Raw genomic sequence first — 15818 nt, 5'->3', positions numbered from 1 at the left:
AAGCTCCTCGTTGAGAGTGTTGACGACAAAATTAAGCAGGTGCTCTTCTTCGATCTGATTGTCTGCTTGGTTTGGTTTCACACTACGTCCAAGCAGACACTTCCTCTAACCCGATGTGATCGACTGATAGTGGAGATCACCGTCTATTCTTTTCCGTTCTAAGAACGCTTCTATACCCGGTTTCCCAGTAATTCTCTCTGTAGCATTAATGCGTCTTCCAAAGGCCCTCAATACTCCTGGGAAGCGTTCCTCATCACCCCAGCGTATTCGACTTATGAGTTCGCTACTGGAAACAAACTCGTCATCGCGCTCGTAGAGTTCTTTGAGAAGGGTGATCTGTCCTCTCGGTATCTTTCGGCGGGTTAGAATCTCGATGAGAACATCTGTATCCATTGTTGTTGAACAAATTGAGTTCTTTCATCAAATAAATTGAGGATACCTCTATCGACAGTGAGGTAGCCAGCTCACTCACTGACGATTTGTGCAACAAACCGTTAATACGAGAAACGTGATTGATTGAAACTGCCGAATATTGCAGCTTTGACGATCCGAGAATGTCAAAATACGTAACTTGTGTGCCACATTGTCTGGACTTGTCGACAAGAAAATGACGCTGTAGAGAGCAACGCGCGGGAGAGAGCGCCGCCAGTGAGAGCGTATTTGTCGTCACCTCCCAGATTTTAGATGGACGTCAGAAGTAGTCAGCGGGGGTCAATGCGAGAGTGGTCAATCAACTCAACGAGTACGGGAGGCGAGTGGCAATAGCAGCGAAGTCGACATCTGTTGACTCATCAACATCGAGGCGCAGTACGCGAGCACGACCACGGCGCGGAGAAGGGAGTCCGATATCGGTCGCGCAGAGCCCGTCAAAACCGCATTATTTCTTTGATTTCCTCGATCTCACTCTCCATTTCATCGATTCTAGATTCAAGTTCTCGGACATGATCGAGGACCTCGATAAAATCGTCTTGGGTCGGGTCGTCGGGAAAACGACCAACGATCTCTTCATAATCCAATAGCTTTCGTGCGTACTTTTCCGCTTCAGGAGTCAACCAAATCCGGACTAATGCCCGCTCTCGATCAAACGCTTTCTCGCGTCTCACATGGCCGTTTTCATCTAGTTGTTCGACTCTGTATCTCGCCTGCATTTTAGTCAGGCCAGTTATTTCGGCTATTTTTTTCAATGTCGTGAAACCGTATTCATAACTTTGAACAGTTTTCTTATCTATCGCAACGATTACCTTATCGGTATCATCAGGATACTTTGATAGGTCAATATCTCCAGTCATGTATTGTGTAAAACGCTACGTAAAATTGAATCTAGGGGTGCGTAGAAATAGTACGTAAATTCTGTACGCACCCCCTGATCGACTATTATGTGTTGGATAACCCCCCTACGAAGCCCCCAAACTGGGGGTGTGACAGTCACCCCTGTCTTGGTGTGTGAGTATCAGGTGGCCAGACTGACCTGTAGCAGCCGGCCGATTACTTCTAAAGTGGTGGTTCTAAAATATCATATTTCTTTATTTTAGAGGTTAGTGGCTGGTATCAGCGCTACTCGCCCGCAGTCGATATGTTGGACCGTGAAAGTCAATTCTAATGGATATAACAACTGCAGCGGCTCCCAACCAACGCCGAAATCGATACGGACCGACTCTCAGACTCCGAGGGCTCTGATAATCTCAGGTACACTGTAAAGGAATTGCCAGCCTCCCTCATTGCCAGCCAAATCGACTGTCGGCCTTGCGGTCTTCTCAGCGGCGAAGAGGCTGCCGCTGATAGCATCTGACAACACTATTCCGCCCACGAAATCGATGTAGATTGGTCTAGACAAAATCAGATTTATACACGACAAGAATAGGCCCCGATTGGTATGTCTTCCGCCTGTGGCCACTGCCGACTGTTCCCGTAATTGGATGAAAACTCTTCCCGCCGCTGCGTACCTGATATTTATAATATAGCTGGATTACTGATCACCCTTTTTAGTGGTGTATATATCACGTGCGCGTACACTGGTATTGACTGTAGCTCCCTAATTTACATCCTTTTTACCAGTGGCATTGGGATGATTCCTGTCGGGCTACTGTCTGCAGAAGAGGTAGACGGTAATCGCGTACTGATACTGGTTCGTGTGAGCTCAAAATCTCAATCAGACAACTCCAGCAAGAGTACACAGTTGGAGGCACTGAAGAAAGTTGTTGAGAAGATTGACGGTACTGTCATTGAGATCTTGGAAGCCGAAGAATCTGCAGCTGAAATAGAGCGCAGTCAACTCAATACTGCCTTAGAGATGGCCAGGAATGATGAGTACGACATCCTTGCTGTCTACGAGGTCGACCGCTTGAGTCGGGCAGATCCTTGGGATACCCTTCGATATCTGCACGATCTACAACAATCTGGAATCACACTCTACTGTGACTCCTACGGATTTATCGATTGGGATGAGCACTACGACTTCGAGATTCTCGCCCGTGAGGCTGTCTTCGCCAACCGGTGGCTAAATCGGCTCAAAAAAGGGCGGGTCGACGGTGTAAGACGAGCCTTAGAAAATGGCGAATGGCCGTTCGGTGGTGAACCGCCGGTCGGCTACTACACTGATACTGAAAACAAGCTGAAATTAGACGAAGAGTATGCTGGTTTCATTCAGGACATCTTTCATATATATCTTGAGACCGGAAACAGAAGCGAGACCAAACGACAAATAAATAGTAAACTTGAGCAGGCGGGTCTGGAGACGATCAGCTATCCACAGGTCAAAACCATCCTCACAAGCCAATTAGTACTCGGTCGACGTGAGTATGCAGGTGAGGTCATGGCAACCGATTCTAGCCTCGAGGTTGTCGACAAATCACTATTTCAGGAGGTCCAGACGCTACTGTCTAATCAGTCGGCTCGATCGGAATCACCGAGCAAGCCGGACTTCCTTCGGGCTGGCGTTGAGCGATTTGGTGCAGACTACGTGATGCAGTTGATTGACACCTTCCAGCCGTTCCGTTGTCGCTCCTGCGATGGCGATATGGAAAGGCGTAGCTCAACTGATGTATGGGGGATTCGAATGCCGAGATATGAGTGTGAGGATTGCGGATACGAAGGAGGACTCGTGAACGAGTCTGAACTCAAAAAGCTTCATCAAACGTTTCCACTGCGTTGCCCATACTGTACAGCTACCGAAGAATTTGAAGCAACTGAGCTTCGGCAAGCGGGAACAAAATTCGACTACAAGTATACGTGTAATCTGTGTGAATATTCGTTTGGTAGCGATATGCAGCCGGACCAGCTCCGCCGGATGCTAAACCATCCTGCTCTCAAGTTCTCTATTACGGGTAATTCAGAGGACCAAAATGACGGTGAATTCGAATCAGATGATGACCAACGCAGTATTGGTGATTTCAGCTAATTAAAATCTCTGAGAGATTAGCTCGTAACTAAGACACCACTCTGTCCGCAGTTCTTTCACTTGTAATCTGGTGTGTCTTCACTCAGCGAATGGATCAGATTTGACCGAATACTGCACTCAGTTCATCACGCATGGATTCCCGTCGGTAGCGTCGCTTTTCGGCCTCCGAGAGGTAGTTTTGCGAGACGATCTCTGTACTCGCCGAGCCTTGATCGGCGGCAATGCCTTCCAGGCCCTCCATCATCTGCTTGACTGCCTCGTTATAGGTGGTGTACCAGAATCGTCGACCCATCTTGGCGGTCGGCGTCTTCGCCTCGACAGTGACTCCTGCAGCTTCTCCAAGCCGTTTGAACCGTTGGTTGACCGTTTGCGGTGCGATATGTCCGGAAGACGAACGACTCGATGGAAAGAGATAGCCATCCCAATTCGGGCCATCGAGATCGACGATCCGTTGATTCAGCACGTCGACGCCGAACAACAGTGCGACCTCTCCAGGACCGTTCTTGCGCTGCTCGAAGACGATTCGGTTGTCCTCGTCATCGGTGAGCACGAATTGGTCAAGAGAGAGCGAGGCAACCTCGTTGGGTCGGAGCCCCCAGGCACCGAGAGCCAACACGAGGTGTTGAGATTCAATGGTGTCGGCAGTCTCGTAGATCGCCCGCATTCCTTCGGCGTCGACAGTCTTGTTGTCAGGGGTGTCGATCTCCCAGCGGAACTGATCGTTGGCCCCGTCGAGCGGGTTGTACTTCGCGCCCTCGAACCGCACCTGGTGGTCGTAGAACTGCTGGACATCGCCGAGGTACTTGAGCCGCGACTGATCGGTCGACAGGCGGTCTTTGAGGACGTCGAAGACTTCCATACAGCGGTCGTTCTCGGCTGCCCGCTCGTCGATGTCGGTGAGATTCCGGGTGAGACTGTGTGGGCCATGCAGCCGCTCGTAGATCCGAGCATACTCTGCTAGCCGGGAGCGTCGACTCTCGACTGTCGACGGTGCGAGCTCGCCACGGTTGCGTTGTGTTGAGAGATACGTCTGGATTGCTTCGATGGTCTCGTCACTACGGATCGCCCACTCGTAGCCGGGTTCCTCGTCGTCTCCTTGGGGAGTATTGTTGTCGAGACCGACCTCGTCGACGAAGAACTCCTTGATTGTGAGATCATGGTGCTCTCGAAGCGTGTAAGACAGTCCGGAGAAGCCGTTGGCAGCCAGCCACTCGTAGCTCGGTCGACCGTGTTGTGGGTCATAATCGTCTTCTTGCATCGTCGGTCGGATCTCGGTGTAGTAGAAGTCGACCAACTCACTGAGTGACTTGCGTGTCCACTGATACTGAGATTCGCTCACGGGAAGGCCCTCGCTGTGTTTCGGGGTGATTTGATATCGACCATTTTCGTGAGGTAGCGTTTATCTTACTATTATCTAATAGTTCTGGTTAGCTACTTGTCTGATTGAGACAACACGCTAAGTAACTGGATGGGCTGATATCTGGGGAAATTGTATAAATCATATGCTGATATATTGAATGAGGGAAGTGTCGGTGCCCACAGTTTCGGAGGATAGTGTAGAACTGGGCCTGTTCCCGTTATTTTTCAGCTATCAAAGCTAACCGAGTAACCGACAGACAAAATTTTGCGGGTCCCTATGTGATATGTTCCAGAAATCAATCGATATTTGGTCTCAAATGGGAGTGTTGCCACTTACGATACGCAAACCCTAGGTGGGATACCCGTTTAATCAGGCGGTATCAGTTCTCCACAGACCAACTCTACGCACTCTCCAGCCGTCAGAACGGGTGAATAATCCATCTCACCGTCGACACCGGCTTTCAGCAGGAAATCGGTGAGCCGCCAGATATTGTACAACAGCACGGCGAAAACGAAGTAGAACAGCCGTACACGGTAGTCCTTCGAGGAGGTCTTTGCTAGGAAGTCGTCCTTGATACTCTTGTACTCGTTTTCGATCTGCCAGCGGCGGCTGTAGCGCCGACAGAACGTCTCGGCTTCGTCGGGCCCAACTCGAAGGTTCGTTGCGAAGACGGTTGTCCCATCACCTTTGGTTGACGGCACGTACAGGAACTGCATCGAATGGTTTCCTGCCTCAACATGAACAGACGCAGATTCCACCGCGACAGCCTGTCCGTCAGCCTCCATCGTCTCGATCACTTCCTGCTCGGTGCTGTTGATTCGCTTCGGGATGAGGTAATTCACTCCGAGATTTGACAACGTCTGGAACACTCTCTTTGAATCAAATTCGCGGTCGCACAGCACAGTCTCGATAGGGACGTGCTGTTTGGCTCGTCGAATCAACCGACGGACGACACGATGGATCTGGTTAGGAGGGTTCTCATCCCACGCTGAACTCTCTCGGACGGGATCGATAGCCAGGACGAGCGGGATATTTAGTCCGACAATCGACAGCGTAGCGAATTTGAATGCTCGGTCTTCTTGATTGAGCCCGCTGACCATCTCCATCCCGTCGACATCGCCATAGTATGGTACAGTCGTTATGTCGATTGCAGCCGTGACTGGTCGACGGAACGAGGCCTCAGACTCGATCACCGAGAGCAGCCGATCCGTTGCCACCTCGAATCCATCGATTAGAGAGTCAGGATCGAACTGCTTGACGGCCCTGAGATGTGTATCGCCGTGTGGACCACTATCCGGCCCATGTCGATACTGGAATCGGGTTGCACCCTGTGGCGTCCCACAGCCGACCATCCCCATGAACGTCTGCAACTCAAAGAACTGCGTATCATCGTAGGTGGCGTTCGCGGCGCGACCAGAATTGAACCCGTCGAAACCGTGGTCCCTTGCGAGACGGGTCGTACGGTAGATTTGCTTATCGGTGAACTCTCGACCAGCCGCCTCGTCGTCCCTGGTGGAACGATATTCTTCGTCGACAACCTCAGATTTCGGCCGAATAGCGGGAGCCGAGAAATCGCGGTCGTGGATTTCTTTGACAACGAAGTGAGCAGCGATTTGAACGAACTCGCGGACGCCGTCGTCGAAGCGCTTGCGCCAGGTTCGCGAGAGGACTGACTCGTCAGGGATATGATCGAGACCGAACGGCTGAGCGAGTTCCTGATATCGGGCCAACTCCCGATAACTATTACCCGTGATCTCTCGGTAGATGAGGAGTTGTACCATCCCGAGAAACGAATGCGGAGCAGGATGCCACTCAGGATACCCATCATCAAGTAATTCAGTTCGAATCGAACTTTCTGCGATGCTCGACGGGAGGGAGTTGCCTGCTCTCAACTGCTCAGTGACTTCGATCCCCGTACTGTAGCCGTCAGTCATTCGGCGGGCCCGATCTGAAAGCGGGTCCTGCAAGTCCGACATCGAGTGTCGATTGGCCTATCGGGACCGAAGTGACTATGATCTCGTCTGTATCACTCATCGGTCGTCACTAGAAGCATTTACGAGCTGGCGTAGAACCATCGGATTGAAGCGACTGGTTGTGAAAACAAGTCACACCAACCGAATGAGTGAACCCGACCAGCCGTCGACACCTGACCGGCTGACTGATCTCCTCACGGATGGAGACCACGAGGAGACGGTGGCCTGTCTGAATCAGCTCGGCGCAGCTGATGCTGAGGCTCGGAAGCGTGTGCTACGGGCGAGTCGTGATGTAGCCAAAGAGCGACCACGTGTCTTCAAGGAACTCGCTGCCCCGCTTGCGACGTTCCTGACCGACGATGACCGCGCAGTCAGGCTGACGACCGCGAAGCTGTTCGTTACGCTGGCCCAGTCAGAGCCCACGGTCACCCTACCCGTGGTCGACGCGCTCGCCGAGCGATTGGCCGACGACGGGGAGTTCTATTACGTCCGGGCGCGGTGCGCCGAGGCACTCGGGTACGTTGCGGTCGACTCACCTGAGAACGTCACTGATCCAGAGACGCTGGCCGATCTCCGTATCGGGCTCAGGTTCGACGAACCGGAGGTCAAAGAGAAACTCGCAAAGGCGCTGGCGTACGTCGGCTTGGGTGATCCAGGTCGGCTCCGCTACCACGTCACTGATCTTGCTGAACATCTCAACAGTGAGGACGAACTCGTACGCTACTACCTCGCCACCGCATTGGTCGCAGTCGCCTGTGAGCACGCTGACGCGCTCGAACCGGCCGTAGACGCCCTCTCCGAGCGTATTGACGACTCGAACCCCTACGTTCGCGGCCGCAGTGCCGAGGCACTGGGACTAGCCAACCGGTCCGGTTTTGACGTTCAACTCCCCGACGACTGGGACGTCGACGCCGTCGAAAGCGAGGCCGCGGCTGCGTTCCTCGAACCACGGGTTCGGTTTGCGGCTGAGTCCGGACCACTGGTCGACGGGATCGGCGAGACCGAATCCATCCGCAACCGAACCGACGATATCGTCGAGGCGATGACGACCCCTGACGGCGACGACTGTCCGCGCTGTGGGCTCGCGCTCCCCTCGGATGGAATGCCGATGTGTCCTCGGTGTGGTCGACCCTTCTGATTGTCTCCTCGTTACTCCGTGTGGTAGTCGACGACCTGTTCGACAGCCGCATCTGCGAGGACCGCGACCGAAAGCAGTACACCACTGGCCACTGACAACAGCCCGCCGAATATGACGCCGCTGCTCGCGGTGAGTGCCTCGGATATCGCCCAGACGGAGACGATGACGCACGGCACCGAGAACAGTGCAAGCACGATATCGGTCGGCTCGCGGTGGCGTCCGATAACTCGCGCCCAGACGGACAGTGTGAGGACCCCCGGTGCGGAGCGGATTCCAATTCGGAGTTCGGGTGACATGGGGAGTTCCACCATCAAGATCGCCACGATCGCCCCACAGAGGAGACAGACAGCGACCCCCTGAGAGATCAGTACGGGATACCGAATCCGATCCATACGCTCTCAAGCGAAAACAGGTTTATAAACAACGGTCGTTCCAATGGTCAGCGTCATCCTCCTCTAACATTCGCCGATATTATCAATTTTGTTAGAAACGGAGAGTGAATTTTTCGATCTATGACTGTTTTAGGTACTCCTAAAATTCGAAACCGTTTTATTGGTTAAGGCAAGCCTAAAAGTATGGATTCAACGCCGGATAGTTGCGATTTCACACGTCGAAGATACCTCACAGCCGGTGCGGGAGCAGTCAGCACCGGATTCGTTGCAGGGTGTACTGGCCAGTCGACCGACCCCAACTCGGAGAACGCGGCCGATTCGGGCGACTCTTACACTGTTGAGATGGCTCCGGTTGGCGAACTCAGTTTTGAGTCGCCGCCGGAACAGGTCACCCACTACTTCCCTGACTACGCGGATATGGCCGTCGCGCTGGGCCACGAGGACTCGATTCTCTCAATGGGGCTTCCGTCGCGGTTCCACACGAGTCACTACGACGAGCTCGACGGTGTGAGCGTCGACACCGAGTCGATCACGAAACTGAACGGCGACAACGGCGGGATCGACAAGGAGATTTTCTACGAACTCGACGGCGACCTCCACCTGATCGACCCCCAGTGGTTGATCAATAACACCGCCTTCGGACTCGAAGCGTCGGATGTCGACGAACTCACCGAGAACGTCGCACCGTTCGTCGGCAATACCATCTTCCGTCGATCCGACGAGTGGCACGACTACGAGTACTACTCGCTGTACGAAGCCTTCGAGAAGGTGGCACAGATTCACCGTGAGGAGGCGAAATTCGACCAGCTCAAAACGTTCCACGACGAATTCATCGCCGACATCGAGGCTGACCTTCCCGCGGCCGACAGCCGCCCGAACGCGTTACTGACGTTCGCGGCTGGCAACGAACCCGAAGCGTTCTACCCCTACCGCGTGAGCGATCAAGGGACGAACAAAAAGCAGTTCCACGACCTCGGCATCGCCGACGCGCTCGCCGAGACGGGCATCGAGGGGCTCTCGACGACCGATCGCGGACAGATCGACTACGAGACGATCCTGGACGTCGACCCCGACTCGATCCTCGTCCGCGGCCACGAGTCAAAGAGCCGCGAGGAGTTCGAGGAGACGGTGCTCGCCTTTATGCAGGACCACGAGACGGCCTCGGAGCTCACCGCCGTCCGAAACGATATGGTGTTCCGTGGCGGGCCGATCTATTCGGGGCCGCTCCACCACCTGTTCCTCCTCGAGCGGTACGCGACGGCGTACTTCCCCGAGACCTACTCGGGTGAGCTGTTCGACCGCAACGAGCTCGCCGGGATCGTCACCGGGGGGAACTAACGATGGACGACCAACCGCAGCGCGGTCCGACACGCCGAGCGACAATCAAATACGGTGGTGCAGTCGCCAGTGGCGGGCTACTCGCTGGCTGTACCGGTGATGACGATTCGAACGCGAGTTCGGATTCTGGGGGAAGCCGAGACGAGAGCTACACCGTCGACATCGCGCCAGCCGGGACGGTCGAATTCGACGCGGTTCCCGAAACGTGGGTCGCCGAAGGCGGCGCGTGGGTCGACATGGGTGTCGCCCTCGGTGTCGAGGACGGCCTCCTCTCGACGGGTTCGTATCCGGCCCCACAGCTGTTTTACGACGAAGTCGACGCGTCGATCGACCGCGATGCGAGCGTGAGCTTCTGGAAGGATGGTGGCTACGACAAGGAGGTGTTCTACGAGACCGATGCCGATGTTCACTTCTTCGATCCGAACGCGATTCAGTACTGGGACGACAGCTGGGACGACGACGATATCGCCGAAATTTCGGAGGCCGTAGGACCGATCTGCGGCAACAACTGTCGGCGACGGCGCGATTTCCGAAACGAACTCGACTACCCGCTGTTCTCGCTGTATGAGGCCTTCGAGAAGGTCGCACAGGTGTTTCAGATCGAGGACCGCTACGAGGCACTCGCGGCGATTCACGACGATGTCATCGGGGAGGTTCAGTCGCGGCTTCCAGCCGAGAGCGAGCGCACCGAAATCGGGCTTATAAACAGCGGCTCGGAACCCACCGAGAGCCTGTTTTATCCGATGGATGTCACCGCCGACGGCTACGAACTCAAAACCTACCGTGATCTCGGAGCCGTCAGCGCGTTCGAGGATACTGATGGTGGCGGTAGCGAGGTCGACTACGAGTATCTCCTCGACGACGACCCCGAAGTTCTGGTCGTTCACTGGGGAATCGGTCACGCACCCGAGGGTGGCGAGGCCTTCGACTACGAGAGCTTCCAGTCGACGTGGCTCGAACCCATGGCCGACCATCCGGTCGGCCAGCAGCTGACCGCCGTTCAGGAGGAAAACATCCTGCCCGGTGCGTGGGGCGAACAGGGACCGATTGTCAACCTGTTCCAGACGGAATTCACCGCCCGACAGCTCTACCCCGAGGAGTTCGGAGAGTTCGATCCGGAAGCCCCGCTTGACGTTCCCGAGGACGAACAGCTGTTCGACCGCCAGCGAGTCGCCGACATCGTCAACGGAGACGTCTAACCATGAGCACGGCACCCACTGCACGGACCGACTACGACCACGATATCGTCATCGTCGGCGGCGGGCCAGCAGGCTGCTCGGCGGGCGTCTTCTGCGCCCGCGAGGGCCTCGACACCGCGATCTTCGACCGCGGCCGATCCTCGATCCAGCGATGTGGCTACCTCGAAAACTACCTCGGCTTCCCCGCTGGCGTCGACATCGGGACCTTTTATAAACTCATTCACGATCACGCCGAAACCGCTGGCTGCACCGTCATCCCGGACCTCGTGGAGTCGGTCGACCGACTCGATGGCGACGACGGCGAGGGGTTCACCATCACACCGCAGGAGGGCGAGGCTGTCACCGCCCAGCGGGTGATCGCCGCGACGCGCTACGACGGCTCGTATCTGCGTGGCCTCGATAGCGACGAAGCGATGATCGAGACCGTCGAACACGACGGCGAGGCCGAGGAGCGGTTCGACCGAGAGTATCCCGACGAGGATGGCTCGACCCCGGTCGACGGCCTGTACGTCGCCACCCCCGCTGGAAAACCCGACAAGCAGGCGATCCTCGCGGCGGGTCGCGGCGCACACGTCGGCAAACGCGCCATCGTCGACGCTCGGATCGACGACGGCTGGTGGGAAGACGCCGCCGAAGGCGTCGACTGGGTTCGCCAGCAGGCCGAACTCGACGACGAGTGGCAGGATCGGGACACCTGGGTCGAGTGGTTCGACGACTACTACAGTGAGGACGCGCCGGTCGATCCTGACTCGGAGCGATTTAAAAAGGTCCGGGCGGCCTCGATCGACGACTCGCTGTCGTCCTACATTACGGACACGGAGATCGACGACCGCACCACGGCGGGCCACGAGCGACTCGCCGAGAAGCTCGATCCCGAGGCGATCGTCGACGCACTCGACAGCGAGACGCTGCTGGAGGCGATGGATGACGACGAGATCCGAGCCTATCTCGACAGCGATCACGGCTCGCCGCTGGAGGCCCAATGAGCAACCGCGAGTCGACGGTCGGGGCCGACCAGTCGAGGCGGTCGACGCCAAGCGAGAGCCGATTCGACTGGTTGGTCGATCCGAAACTGCTGTCGGTCGCCATCGGAAGCCTCGCAGTAGTGGTGATCAGTGGACTCGTGCAGGTGAGTCTCGGAGCCTACTCGATGACGATCACCCAAGCGTGGCAGGCCGTTTTCAACCCCGATGTAGTGTTCAACCTCCGGGCGTGGAACGCTTTCCTGTTCGGCGGCGAACTCCCCGAGATGAGCCGTGAAAGCCTGATCGTCTGGAACATCCGGCTCCCTCGTGTGTTCGTCGCGATGCTGGTTGGGATGAATCTCGCTATCTCGGGAGCCATCTTTCAGGCGGTCACCCGAAACGAGCTCGCCAGCCCGTTCATCCTCGGGGTCTCCTCGGGAGCGGGGCTGATGATTCTCCTCACCCTGGTCGTCTTCGGGAGCCTCTCGGCGTTCCTCCCGCTGATCGCGGCGGTCGGCGGGGCAGTCGCCTTCCTGATCGTCTACGCCATCGCGTGGAAGAACGGCACCTCGCCCGTCCGACTCGTGCTGGCGGGGGTCATCGTCGGCACCGTCTTCGGGAGCCTCCAGACCGCGCTGTTCTTCTTCGCCGACGACATCGGCGTCGTCCAGTCGGCGATCGCGTGGACCACTGGCTCGCTCACTGGGACCGACTGGGAACAGGTCCGACTCGCCCTGCCGTGGACCGTCGTCGCCGTGCTGTTGGGCGTTGCGGGCTCCCGGCAGTGCAACGTCCTGCTGTTGGGCGAACAGACCGCCAAATCGCTGGGCATGTCCATCGAGAAGGTCCGCTTCGCACTGTCGGGCGTGGCGGTGCTGGCCGCGGCCGCGAGCATCGCTGTCGCGGGGATCGTTGGGTTTGTGGGCTTGATTGTCCCGCATATGGTCCGGAACCTGGTCGGCAGCGACTACCGGAAGCTGATCGTCGGCTGTCTGTTCGTCGGCCCGGCGCTGATGGTCGGCGCGGACGTGGGCGCACGGCTCGCGCTCAGTCCGGTCCAGATCCCGGTCGGGATCGTCACCGGACTCGTCGGCGGGCCGTACTTCCTCTACCTGATGCGGAAACAGCAGCACATGGGTGAGATGTGATGTTCGACACCATTGCCTCAATCACACAGGGACGGAACCGAGACGAAGACGAATCGGACGCGGCAGAAAAGGGTTCGACCGACGACGCAAGCGACGGTGCGGCCGCAACGCTCACCGGCGAGGAACTGGTCCTTGGCTACCCCACCAGCGATGGACCGATCGTCGACGGCGAAACGATCACCGCCGAGCGGGGGGCGGTGACCGCCCTCGTCGGCCCCAACGGCTCCGGCAAAAGCACCCTTTTAAAAGGACTCGCCAACCAGCTGGCTCCCGACAGCGGCTCGGTGCTGATCGACGGCCAAGATGTCCATTCGCTCGATACCAAGGCCCTCGCCCGGAAGCTCGGCCTGCTCTCTCAGGAGAGTACCGTTCCGGACTCGATTACTGTCGAGGATCTGGTCTATCACGGACGGTACCCCCATCGTGGGTTCTTCGAGCATGTCACCTACGAGGACGAGTGTGCGGTCGACAACGCTATCGACCTCGCAGGCTGCGGCCACCTCCGCCATCGGGAGGTCGGCAGTCTCAGCGGCGGCCAGAAACAACTGGCGTGGATCGCCATGGTACTCGCGCAGGATACCGACGTGTTGTTGCTCGACGAGCCGACGACGTTTCTGGACCTCCATCACCAGCTTGAGGTGATGGAGATCATCGAAACCCTCCGCGACGAACGCGAGATCACGGTTGTCGTCGTCCTCCACGACATCGAACAGGCGGCGCGTCACGCCGACAGCATCGTCGCCCTGCGGGACGGTGAGATCAAAGCCCGCGGTCCGCCGGAGGAGGTGATTACCGAGCGGCTTCTGGCGGACGTGTTCGAGATCGAGGCCGAGGTCGACAGCACCGACCGCGGCCCCCGCGTGACGCCGATCCGCGCTCGACACGACGAGACCGACGAGTCGGATGCAGCCGAGTCGGTCGACGGCGATGGCGATTCCGACAGTCAGGTGGAGGCCGAGTAGTGGTCGACGCCGAAACCAACTCGGATGACGAGGTCGAGACGGAACTCGATGCCTACCGAGATCAGGTCTCGAAGCCACTGCTCCGGCTGTTTCGGCGCTATGGACTCGCCGAGTGGCGGTGGCTCGCCGTCGGCCTCGTGACCAGCGTGCTCACCTACGGCACCCTCCTCGTTACGCCGCTCGTCCTCGGGACGACCATCGACGCCGTCTTCACCGGCGAGAGTGCCTATCGACTCCCGCTGGTGCCGTCGGCGTGGCTCCCGACCGAGCCGATCGCGCAGTTCTGGCTGTCGACGATCATCATCGGCCTCGCCCTCGGCGGCGGCGCGGTCCTCCAGTGGATCCGCGGTGTCTCGATCAACTTCTTCGCCCACGGCGTGATGTACGCGATCCGGACCGACGCCTACGAGAAGATGCAGGCCCTCGATATGACCTTCTTCGACAACAAGGAGACCGGCGAGATCATGTCGATCCTCAACAACGACACCTCGAACCTGGAGGTATTTTTCGACAACGCGTTGGGCGACAGCGTCCGAATCGGCGTTATCGTCGGCGGTGTCACCGTCGCACTCCTCTACACCAACTGGCAGCTCGCGGCCGTCACGCTGGGGGTCGTGCCGCTGCTGGTCGGCTTTACGTGGTGGTTTATACGAGTCATCGAGCCACGCTACACCAGCTACCGGTCGACGGTCGGTGATTTAAATACCCGACTCGAAAACGGGCTGAGCGGGATCGAGCTGATCAAGACAACGAGCACCGAGAGCTATGAGACCGACCGCGTTCGCGGCGTCTCGCGGGACGTTTTTGATGCGCAGATGGACGTGCTGAAGCTGAGCTACTTCTACCGGCCGGGAATGGAGCTGCTTACCGGGATTTCGTTGCTTGCCACGTTCGTCATCGGTGGGCTGTGGGTGTTTTCGGGGCCGCCGCTGTTCTTTTCGGGAACGCTGACTATCGGTAACTTCGTCGTGTTCATGCTGCTGACCCAACGGCTGACCGGGCCGATGGCCCAGCTGTCGAACATCGTCGACTGGTACGAGAACGCCCGCGCGTCGGGCAAGCGGATCTGTGGGCTGATGGACGTCCCCGTCCACATCGAGACTGCCGACGATCCGGTCGCGCTCGATTCGGTCGACGGTCGAGTCGAGTACGATGATGTGACGTTTGCATACGAAGCGGACAAACCTGTTCTCGATGGCGTCGACATCTCGGTTGCGCCCGGCGAGACGGTCGCCATCGTCGGCCCGACCGGCGCAGGCAAATCGACGATTGCCAAGCTCCTGCTGCGGTTGTACGACACCACCTATGGCGCAGTGCGGGTCGACGGCCACGACGTGCGAGCCCTCGACCTGTCGACGCTCCGCTCGGCGATCGGCTACGTGAGTCAGGATACGTTCCTCTTCGATGGCACGGTCGCCGAAAACATCCGCTATGGGGAGTTCGACGCACCCCGCGAGGAGGTGATCGCGGCCGCAGAGGCCGCCGAGGCCCACGCGTTCATCGAGGGGCTGTCGGATGGCTACGACACGCGTGTCGGCGAACGCGGGGTCAAACTCTCCGGCGGCCAGCGCCAGCGAATCGCGCTCGCTCGGGTCGTCCTGCAGGACCCCGAGATACTCCTTCTGGACGAGGCGACCTCGGCGGTCGACACCCAGACCGAGTACCTCATCCAGCAGTCGCTCGACCGGCTGGCGGCCGACCGGACGACGCTGGTGATCGCCCACCGGCTGTCGACGGTCAAAGACGCCGACGGGATCGTTGTGCTCGATGAGGGCCGGGTCGCCGAGCGCGGGACCCACGAGGAACTCCTGGCGGCTGACGGGCTGTATGCGAACCTCTGGGGCGTTCAGGCTGGCGAGATCGACGACCTTCCCGACGAGTTGCTGGGGCGGGCCTCGGCTCCGTCGGTCGACGACTGAACCACTGTTTTCGGCTGGCCTAAAAAT

The 15818-nt window shown here is 57.8% G+C and carries 13 protein-coding genes; 8 read left to right on the top strand and 5 right to left on the bottom strand.

The window, feature by feature from the left end; all coding sequences use genetic code 11:
* Positions 1 to 105: 105 nt before the first annotated feature.
* Both NO877_RS18305 and NO877_RS18300 read right to left on the bottom strand, forming a co-directional pair.
* The gene (locus tag NO877_RS18305; protein WP_256397745.1) at positions 106 to 393 is read right to left on the bottom strand and encodes a hypothetical protein; all 288 of its coding nucleotides are present in this window, start codon (positions 391 to 393) and stop codon (positions 106 to 108) included.
* Between the two features lie 473 nt (positions 394 to 866).
* Positions 867 to 1289 carry a MarR family winged helix-turn-helix transcriptional regulator gene (locus tag NO877_RS18300; RefSeq protein WP_256397744.1) on the bottom strand — a complete coding sequence of 141 codons (423 nt, stop codon included), beginning with the start codon at positions 1287 to 1289 and terminating at the stop codon, positions 867 to 869.
* An 842-nt stretch (positions 1290 to 2131) separates the two neighbouring features.
* Here NO877_RS18300 and NO877_RS18295 point away from each other — a divergent pair.
* A complete protein-coding gene (locus NO877_RS18295) occupies positions 2132 to 3397 on the top strand; it encodes a recombinase family protein (protein ID WP_256397743.1) in 1266 nt (421 codons plus the stop codon).
* Between the two features lie 94 nt (positions 3398 to 3491).
* Here the strand turns inward: NO877_RS18295 and NO877_RS18290 are convergent, their stop codons facing one another.
* Together NO877_RS18290 and NO877_RS18285 are read right to left on the bottom strand one after the other, a co-directional pair.
* Positions 3492 to 4736 carry a tyrosine-type recombinase/integrase gene (locus NO877_RS18290; RefSeq protein WP_256397742.1) on the bottom strand — a complete coding sequence of 415 codons (1245 nt, stop codon included), beginning with the start codon at positions 4734 to 4736 and terminating at the stop codon, positions 3492 to 3494.
* Positions 4737 to 5122: 386 nt separating this feature from the next.
* The gene (locus NO877_RS18285) at positions 5123 to 6733 is read right to left on the bottom strand and encodes a transposase (RefSeq protein WP_256397741.1); all 1611 of its coding nucleotides are present in this window, start codon (positions 6731 to 6733) and stop codon (positions 5123 to 5125) included.
* Between the two features lie 142 nt (positions 6734 to 6875).
* On the opposite strand from NO877_RS18285, the gene NO877_RS18280 reads away from it, so the two are divergent.
* Positions 6876 to 7868 (top strand): HEAT repeat domain-containing protein, encoded by a 993-nt coding sequence (locus NO877_RS18280; protein ID WP_256397740.1) that lies wholly within the window; start codon positions 6876 to 6878, stop codon positions 7866 to 7868.
* Between the two features lie 11 nt (positions 7869 to 7879).
* Here the strand turns inward: NO877_RS18280 and NO877_RS18275 are convergent, their stop codons facing one another.
* Positions 7880 to 8260, bottom strand: coding sequence for a hypothetical protein (locus NO877_RS18275; RefSeq protein WP_256397739.1), 381 nt, complete (start codon positions 8258 to 8260; stop codon positions 7880 to 7882).
* Positions 8261 to 8443: 183 nt separating this feature from the next.
* Between NO877_RS18275 and NO877_RS18270 the strand changes: the two genes are divergently transcribed.
* The 6 genes from NO877_RS18270 to NO877_RS18245 are packed head-to-tail and all read left to right on the top strand — an operon-like array spanning position 8444 to position 15791.
* On the top strand, positions 8444 to 9598 hold the full coding sequence (locus NO877_RS18270) for an ABC transporter substrate-binding protein (protein WP_256397738.1): 1155 nt from the start codon (positions 8444 to 8446) through the stop codon (positions 9596 to 9598).
* Between the two features lie 2 nt (positions 9599 to 9600).
* Positions 9601 to 10797 (top strand): ABC transporter substrate-binding protein, encoded by a 1197-nt coding sequence (locus tag NO877_RS18265; protein WP_256397737.1) that lies wholly within the window; start codon positions 9601 to 9603, stop codon positions 10795 to 10797.
* Positions 10798 to 10799: 2 nt separating this feature from the next.
* The gene (locus tag NO877_RS18260) at positions 10800 to 11783 is read left to right on the top strand and encodes an NAD(P)/FAD-dependent oxidoreductase (protein WP_256397736.1); all 984 of its coding nucleotides are present in this window, start codon (positions 10800 to 10802) and stop codon (positions 11781 to 11783) included.
* Positions 11780 to 12910, top strand: coding sequence for a FecCD family ABC transporter permease (locus NO877_RS18255; protein ID WP_256397735.1), 1131 nt, complete (start codon positions 11780 to 11782; stop codon positions 12908 to 12910). Before NO877_RS18260 ends, NO877_RS18255 begins: the two co-directional genes overlap by 4 nt.
* Entirely contained in the window at positions 12910 to 13872 is a 963-nt protein-coding gene (locus NO877_RS18250; protein ID WP_256397734.1) for an ABC transporter ATP-binding protein, read from the top strand. Before NO877_RS18255 ends, NO877_RS18250 begins: the two co-directional genes overlap by 1 nt.
* Positions 13872 to 15791 carry an ABC transporter ATP-binding protein gene (locus NO877_RS18245; RefSeq protein WP_256397733.1) on the top strand — a complete coding sequence of 640 codons (1920 nt, stop codon included), beginning with the start codon at positions 13872 to 13874 and terminating at the stop codon, positions 15789 to 15791. Before NO877_RS18250 ends, NO877_RS18245 begins: the two co-directional genes overlap by 1 nt.
* Positions 15792 to 15818 lie beyond the last annotated feature (27 nt).

It is taken from the genome of Halohasta litorea (assembly GCF_024494645.1).
Classification (GTDB): Archaea; Halobacteriota; Halobacteria; order Halobacteriales; family Haloferacaceae; genus Halohasta; species Halohasta litorea.
Note: the sequence above shows the minus strand (reverse complement) of the source record. Positions and strands in the feature narration are given on the sequence as shown.

Bases quoted from the DNA above. Each gene is read 5' to 3' on its own strand.
- NO877_RS18305 (WP_256397745.1), bottom strand. From the start codon at position 393: ATGGATACAGATGTTCTCATCGAGATTCTAACCCGCCGAAAGATACCG.
- NO877_RS18300 (WP_256397744.1), bottom strand. From the start codon at position 1,289: ATGACTGGAGATATTGACCTATCAAAGTATCCTGATGATACCGATAAG.
- NO877_RS18285 (WP_256397741.1), bottom strand. From the start codon at position 6,733: ATGTCGGACTTGCAGGACCCGCTTTCAGATCGGGCCCGCCGAATGACT.
- NO877_RS18280 (WP_256397740.1), top strand. From the start codon at position 6,876: ATGAGTGAACCCGACCAGCCGTCGACACCTGACCGGCTGACTGATCTC.
- NO877_RS18275 (WP_256397739.1), bottom strand. From the start codon at position 8,260: ATGGATCGGATTCGGTATCCCGTACTGATCTCTCAGGGGGTCGCTGTC.
- NO877_RS18270 (WP_256397738.1), top strand. From the start codon at position 8,444: ATGGATTCAACGCCGGATAGTTGCGATTTCACACGTCGAAGATACCTC.
- NO877_RS18265 (WP_256397737.1), top strand. From the start codon at position 9,601: ATGGACGACCAACCGCAGCGCGGTCCGACACGCCGAGCGACAATCAAA.
- NO877_RS18260 (WP_256397736.1), top strand. From the start codon at position 10,800: ATGAGCACGGCACCCACTGCACGGACCGACTACGACCACGATATCGTC.
- NO877_RS18255 (WP_256397735.1), top strand. From the start codon at position 11,780: ATGAGCAACCGCGAGTCGACGGTCGGGGCCGACCAGTCGAGGCGGTCG.
- NO877_RS18250 (WP_256397734.1), top strand. From the start codon at position 12,910: ATGTTCGACACCATTGCCTCAATCACACAGGGACGGAACCGAGACGAA.